Genomic DNA, 6,216 nt, shown 5'->3' on the forward strand with positions numbered 1-6,216 from the left:
GAGGCGGGCGGCTCGGGCGCCCCCGGGGCGGGAGGCGGGTGCGCTCAGCTGGAGAGCACGGCCTTGAGGGTGGCGCCGCCGGCGACGTCCGCGAGGGCGGGGCCGTGCTCGGCCAGCGGGTAGGAGGTGACCAGGCTCCGCAGGTCGAACCGGGCCGTCAGGGCGGGCAGCAGCTTCACGTACTCGGTCAGGTGCGCCCCGGTGAAGGCCCAGGAGCCCACGACGTCGAGCTGGCGGTAGACGATCTGGTGCGGGTTGAGCAGGGTGTCACCGGCGTCCGTGTACTGCCCGATGATCAGGTACGAACCGCCTCGGCGGGCCAGGGTGAGGCCCTGGGCCACCGCCACGGGCACCCCCGCACACTCGATGACCAGGTCGGCGCCGTGGCCGCCGGTCTCCTCGCGGACCCGCTCCAGTGCCGCCGCGGTGCCGCCCGGGCCGGTGATGTCGATGTGCACGTCACCGATGCCGGCCTTGGCCGCGAGGTCGAGCCGGCCCTGCGGACCGCCGACCACGATCACCTTGGCGGCCCCGGCCAGTTGGGCCAGTGCGGCGGCGGCCAGCCCGACCGGTCCGGCGCCCTGCACCACCACCACCTCGCCGACCCGGACCGGGCGGCGCTCGTACAGGGCGTGCACGACGGTCGGGCCGGCGCAGGCGAAGGCCATGGCCGCGAGCGGGTCGACGGCGTCGTCGATCCGCACCACGGTGGTGCCCTCGTGCAGCACGATGGCCTCGGCCCAGGCGCCGGCGAGCTCGGAGCCGCCGTCCAGCGGGCGGTTGACCCCGTACGTGCGCCGGTTCTCGCACAGGGTGGGTTCGCGGTGGAGCCGGCAGGGCACGCAGGTGCCGCAGGCGATGGAGGAGGCCCACATGACGGTGTCGCCGACGCGCAGTTCCCGGCCCGCCGCGTCGCGGGCCGGGGTGCCCGGTCCGAACTCCTCGACGGTGCCGAGCCCTTCGTGGCCGAGGACGAGCGGTACGGGGATGGGGAGGTGTCCCTGTGCCAGGTGCAGGTCGGTGCCGCAGACACCGCCGTGGCGGCAGGCGACGACCATGCCGCCCGCGGGGGCGGCGGGTACCTCGAAGCGGCGCAGGGACAGCGGCGCGCCGAACTCCTCCAGGACGACGGCTCGGGCGGTACGGCTCATGCCTGGGCTCCCTGGAGGGCTTCGAGGAACGGGGCGTCGAGCGCGCGCAGCGGCTCGGTGTCGCGGCACACCACGTAGTCGGGGCGGGGCTCCCCGTCCGGGTAGCTCGGCAGGTTGGCGGTGTCGTTGTACGTCATGATCAGCAGGCGGCGCGGGAACGGCGACATGTTCGGCGCGGAGCCGTGCACGATCTCGGGCGAGAAGAGGACCACGGAGCCGGCCCGGCCCTTGGGGCTGACCATGCCGCGCTCGGCGACGAGTCCGGAGAGCTGGTGCTCGCTGAGGGCGATGTCGTCGGGGTCGAGGTGCTGGCTCGACTTGGCGGTGGCCTTGCGACTGTCGTTGATCAGGCCGGAGCGGTGCGAGCCGGGCAGGAAGATGACCGGCCCGTTGAACTCGTCGACGTCGTCGAGGAAGACGGCCACGTTGACCTGGAGCGGGGCCGGCAGGTTGTCGACGATCCGCCAGGCGACGTAGTCCTGGTGCCAGGACCACTTCTCGCCGCCGAAGGCCGGCTTGGCGTTGATCTTGAACTGGTAGATGTAGACGTCTTCGGTGAGCAGCTGCTGTACGGGGGTGAGCAGGCGCGGGTCGCGGACCAGGCCGGCGTACTCCGCCTGGCGCTGGTGGGAGGCGTACACGGCGCGCACCTCGTCGCGGCCCTCCTCGGCCACGCGCTGCGGGCCGGGGACCAGGCAGTCGCGTGCGAAGGCCTCGCGCAGCCGGTCGATCTCGTCCGGCCCGAGGGCGGATTCCAGCAGCAGGAATCCGTCCTCGTGATAGCGGGTGATCTGCTCTTGGGTCAAAAGCATGCTGGGTCTCTCCATCCAGGCGTTTCGTGGGGCAGGGGGTCCGGCGCGCGCCCGCGGGCGCGACGGGTCATCCCATGAAGTTCCCGCCGTCGACGATCAATTGCTGTCCGGTGACATAGCTGCTCTTGGCGGTCACCAGGAATTCCAGCGCGTCGGCGATGTCCTGCGCCGTTCCGATACGCCGGGAGGGAATGGAGCGCAGGATCTCCGCGCGTCGGCCGGGGTCGTCCAGTCCGTACCGTTCCACGACTTCCGGGGTGTCGGTGAATCCGGGAATCAGGGCGTTGACCCGTACCCGGGGGGCGAATTCGAGGGCCAGGCATTTCGTCAGCTGCAGCAGTCCGGCCTTGGACGCGCAGTAGTTGGCGCCGTTCGCCCGGGGCCGGATGGCCGTGGTGGAGCCGACGTTGACGATGGAGCCCGTGCCCGCTTCGAGCATCGCCGGCGCCAGTGCCCGGGTGAGGCGGAAGGGCCCGGAGAGGTTGACCGCGAGCACCCGGTCCCAGTCCTCGTCGGTGAGGTCCAGGAACGGGCGGTCGCGGTTGACCCCCGCGTTGTTGACGAGGACGGCGGGGGCGCCGGAGGCGGCGAGGATCCGCTCGCAGCCCTCCGCGACCTGTTCGGGCCGCGTGACGTCCAGACGGACCGGCTCGACCAGTCCGCGGCCCGCTGCCGCCGCCTCGTCCGCGGCCGCCCCGTCCCCCTGGTAGAGGGCGTAGACGTGGTGTCCGAGGGCGGCGAGGCGCAGGCTCAGGGCGAGCCCTATGCCGCGGGTGCCGCCGCTCACCACCGCTGTGGGTCGGTCCATGGCGGTCAGGACCAGTACTGGAGGGTGCCGCCCGCGCTGACGCCCATGAAGAAGGACAGGGCGACGCGCCGGCCGGGGCCCTCGTTGGCGCGCACGGCGTGGTAGTTGCGGGGGTCGAAGATCACCGCGTCGCCCGGGCCGGGGCGGACCACGACGCTCGGCTCGTCCTGGGCCAGCTCCTCGGCGTATCCGTACCCGTCGCGGGCCCGCTCGTCGGTGGGGAGCCAGCGGCGCCGGAAGATCTGGGTGGCGCCGCCGCCCTCCGGCATGGAGAGGTACCAGTTGAAGCCGATCTGCGCGATGACCGGGTCGTCGAGGGCGCCCGGGAGTTCCCGCGCGATCTCGTCCCAGTGCATCTTCATGCCGCCGGTGGTCTCGCGGATCATGCCCGCGTACATGGGGCGGCCGTCGCAGGAGGCGGGGGCCATCGGGCCGTTCCAGGCGGCGCGGATCCGGTCCACGGCGAGGTCGAGCGGGTCGGCGCCGTCGAGCAGGGTGGCGCGGTGCAGGGCGGACTCCTCTGCGTCCTTCCAGTACGCACCGCCGAGGCCGTGGGCGTCGTAGTGGTCGTAGGCGGCGGGCCCGAGCTTGGGAATGCGCGGGTAGACGATTTCCTCGTCGTACGAGCTCATCGGGACGCTGTCGAGTCCGCGCAGGACGGTGCGGCATTCCTCGGGGTCGGCGAAGTTCTTGATGTGGATCGCGCCGATGGTTCCGGCGGCCAGCCGGACGAGCTGGTCACGGGTGAGTTTCTCGGCGGATTCCACGGTCTCCACGTCGAAGAGGACGTAGATGGGTGTCTGGTTGCTGCTGACGTTCTCACGCGTCGAGGCGGTGGTTGTTGCCACGGTTTCTCCAGATGATCGCTCGAAGGAAGAGCGGCACGTTCCTTGCGTTCCCTTCGAGTTCGACGGTACGAGGGGGGTGGCCTGAAGCTGCACCCCTACCGGCCCCTAAGCCTTCTGGGGGCGACCCGCAGGCTCAGGCGGCGGTGAGCGCGTCGACGTGCGCGGTGACGGTGGCGAGCACGTCGTGCTGCTGCTCGGCGAGGTAGAAGTGCCCGCCGGGGAAGACCCGCAGGGCGAAGCGGCCCGCGGTGTGGTCGCGCCAGGCGGCGCCCTGTTCGGCCGAAACGCGCGGATCGCTGTCGCCGATGAGGGCGACCACCGGGCAGCCCACCCGCGCGCCCGGGTCGGGGCGGTAGGTCTCCACCGCCGCGAAGTCGGCGCGGATGGTGGGGACGACCAGCTGGAACAGCTCGGGGTCGTCCAGCATGCGCAGGTCGGTGCCGCCGAGCTTCTTCAGCTCGTCGAGCAGGGCCCGGTCGGGAAGGCGGTGGATGCCGTCGTCCCGGCTGAGGGCGGGGGCGCGCCGGCCCGACGCGAGGAACAGGTCCGGCACCCGTACGGCGCCGGGGCGGGCTGCCGCCAGTCGTTCCAGGGCCCGGACGGTCTCGAAGCCGACGACGGCTCCCATGCTGTGGCCGAACAGGACCAGGGGCCGGTCGGTGGGGACGGCGGCGGCCAGTTCGGCCGCCGTCGCCTCGGCGAGTTCGGCGACGCTCGCCGCGCAGGGCTCCCGGTGCCGGTCCTGGCGGCCGGGGTATTGCACGGCGATCACGTCGTACCGGCCCGAGAGGGCCTGCGACCAGGGGAAGTAGAAGCTCGCCGACCCTCCCGCGTGCGGGAGGCACACGAGGGTGGCCTCGGCCCGGGCCGGGCTGCCGTGATAGCGGCGCAGCCACGGCCCGGGGTGTTCCAGGGGCAGGGTGCGCCCGCCGCCGGCGGCGGCGGGCGCGCTCGCGACGTTCACGATGCGACGAGGTCGCCGCGCAGCAGCCCCGAGCCGGCCGGGGTCTCCGCCGGGTCGGAGCCGGTGTGGCGCACCGTGTTGTGCTCGTCGACGAAGACGACGCGGGGCTCGATGCGCCGGGCTTCGGCGTCGGTGACGGTGGCGTACGCGATGATGATCACGAGGTCGCCGGGGCTGATCAGGCGGGCGGCGGCGCCGTTGATGCCGATGACCCCGGAGTCGCGCGGGCCTTCGATGACGTAGGTGGACAGCCGGTTGCCGTTGTTGATGTCGACGATGTCGACCTTCTCGCCCGGCAGCAGGTCGGCGGCCTCCATGAGTTCGGCGCTGATCGTCACGGAGCCGACGTAGTGCAGGTCCGCCTGGGTGACCCGGGCTCGGTGGATCTTGGACTTGAACATGGTGCGGTACACGGCGGTCTCTTCTCCTGAGTGGCGTGGGTGCAGTGGGGGAAGGGGCGGTACGGGCATCAGCCCGCGTCGGCCATGCGGCGGCGCAGGCCGAGCGGACGCAGGTCCGTCCAGTCGGCGGCGATCCGGGTCAGGCACTCCTCGCGGGTACCGGTGAACCCGGTGGTGTCCCAGCCGGCCGGCGGTTCCTGGTCGGCCGGCCACACGGAGCGCTGCTCCTCGTGGTTGACCACCACGTGCCAGGCGGCCGGCGCAGCGGCGGGCGCGGTCATCGGGCGCCGCCCGCGGTGGCGTCGGCGGCGGCCGGGGCGGTGGCGGGCTTGGTGCCGGAGAACATGAAGAACACCAGCATCATCGAGGCGTCCGGGCGGGCCAGGAACTCGTCCATGGCATCGGCGGTGACCTCGCAGGGCCTTTCGGCGGCGGGGTTGACGGCGACCATCGCCGCGGTGCGGGAGCGGATGTCGAGCTGGGGTGCCAGGACGTCCATGCCGACCTCCTCGCTGGAGATGGCGACGGCCTCGACCTTGATGTCGGTGAAGCCGGCCTCCCGCATCAGCCGGCCCATCTCGCGGCCGATCAGGCGGTTGCCGCCGCGGCTGGCCTGGAGCTCGATGCGCAGCCGTACAACCTCGTCGAACTCCGGCAGTTCGGGCTGCGGGTGCAGCAGTCCCCACAGGGCGTCGTCGACGTCGATGACCGCGAGCCTGCCGCCGGGGCGCAGCGTGCGGTGGATCTCGGCGAGCGCGTCGGCCGTGTGCGGCACGTGCTGGAGGACCAGGCGGGCGTGGGCCAGGTCGTACGCGTCGCTGGGCAGTCCGGACTCCAGGACGGAGCCCTGGACCAGCTTCAGCTGCTCCGGGCGGGCGGGCGTGAGGTGGCCGCGGGCGTGCTCGATCAGGTCCTCGTTCAGCTCCAGGCAGGTGACGGATCCGTCCGGGACCTCCTCCAGCAGGCGCTCGGTGATGTAGCCGGGGCCGGAGCCGATCTCCAGGACGTCGCTGTCGGCGGTGAGGCCGAACTCGCGCAGGATGCGGGCCTCCTTGCCCCAGGAGGCGGCGACCTGCTGGCGCAGGCGGTGGATCTCGTTCTCCGGCGCGTGGTGCTCGCCAGGCTTGTAGTAGGAGGACGGGCGGGACAGGTCGGCTCCCGGCGTCTGCGCGAGGTCGGCGGCGGCAGGCTGGGTCAGGGTCGTCATGGCGGTTCGGTGTCTCCGTCGCTGG

The 6,216-nt window shown here is 72.5% G+C and carries 8 protein-coding genes; all 8 read right to left on the reverse strand.

Annotation, left to right across the window (positions count from 1 at the left end):
• Positions 1–44 precede the first annotated feature (44 nt).
• Positions 45–1,151, reverse strand: a complete 1,107-nt coding sequence (locus AC0666_RS16905) for a zinc-binding dehydrogenase (protein ID WP_478707835.1) — start codon at positions 1,149–1,151, stop codon at positions 45–47.
• Positions 1,148–1,963 (reverse strand): phytanoyl-CoA dioxygenase family protein, encoded by an 816-nt coding sequence (locus AC0666_RS16910; RefSeq protein WP_478707836.1) that lies wholly within the window; start codon positions 1,961–1,963, stop codon positions 1,148–1,150. Before AC0666_RS16910 ends, AC0666_RS16905 begins: the two co-directional genes overlap by 4 nt.
• A gap of 67 nt (positions 1,964–2,030) precedes the next feature.
• A complete protein-coding gene (locus tag AC0666_RS16915; protein ID WP_468971144.1) occupies positions 2,031–2,771 on the reverse strand; it encodes an SDR family NAD(P)-dependent oxidoreductase in 741 nt (246 codons plus the stop codon).
• 5 nt (positions 2,772–2,776) lie between these two features.
• Entirely contained in the window at positions 2,777–3,619 is an 843-nt protein-coding gene (locus tag AC0666_RS16920) for a putative 2OG-Fe(II) oxygenase (protein WP_468586487.1), read from the reverse strand.
• Between the two features lie 133 nt (positions 3,620–3,752).
• Positions 3,753–4,583, reverse strand: coding sequence for a thioesterase II family protein (locus AC0666_RS16925; RefSeq protein ID WP_468971148.1), 831 nt, complete (start codon positions 4,581–4,583; stop codon positions 3,753–3,755).
• Positions 4,580–4,996 (reverse strand): aspartate 1-decarboxylase, encoded by a 417-nt coding sequence (gene panD, locus AC0666_RS16930; protein ID WP_468971150.1) that lies wholly within the window; start codon positions 4,994–4,996, stop codon positions 4,580–4,582. The genes AC0666_RS16925 and panD overlap by 4 nt, the downstream gene beginning before the upstream one ends.
• 56 nt (positions 4,997–5,052) lie before the next feature.
• The gene (locus tag AC0666_RS16935; RefSeq protein WP_468971152.1) at positions 5,053–5,265 is read right to left on the reverse strand and encodes an MbtH family protein; all 213 of its coding nucleotides are present in this window, start codon (positions 5,263–5,265) and stop codon (positions 5,053–5,055) included.
• A complete protein-coding gene (locus AC0666_RS16940) occupies positions 5,262–6,191 on the reverse strand; it encodes a class I SAM-dependent methyltransferase (RefSeq protein WP_468971154.1) in 930 nt (309 codons plus the stop codon). Before AC0666_RS16940 ends, AC0666_RS16935 begins: the two co-directional genes overlap by 4 nt.
• Between the last annotated feature and the right edge of the window lie 25 nt (positions 6,192–6,216).

It is taken from the genome of Streptomyces sp. NPDC043680 (assembly GCF_056436685.1).

Coding starts and splice junctions, on each gene's coding strand:
- AC0666_RS16905 (WP_478707835.1), bottom strand. CDS start 1,151: ATGAGCCGTACCGCCCGAGCCGTCGTCCTGGAGGAGTTCGGCGCGCCG.
- AC0666_RS16940 (WP_468971154.1), bottom strand. CDS start 6,191: ATGACGACCCTGACCCAGCCTGCCGCCGCCGACCTCGCGCAGACGCCG.
- AC0666_RS16910 (WP_478707836.1), bottom strand. CDS start 1,963: ATGCTTTTGACCCAAGAGCAGATCACCCGCTATCACGAGGACGGATTC.
- AC0666_RS16915 (WP_468971144.1), bottom strand. CDS start 2,771: ATGGACCGACCCACAGCGGTGGTGAGCGGCGGCACCCGCGGCATAGGG.
- AC0666_RS16935 (WP_468971152.1), bottom strand. CDS start 5,265: ATGACCGCGCCCGCCGCTGCGCCGGCCGCCTGGCACGTGGTGGTCAAC.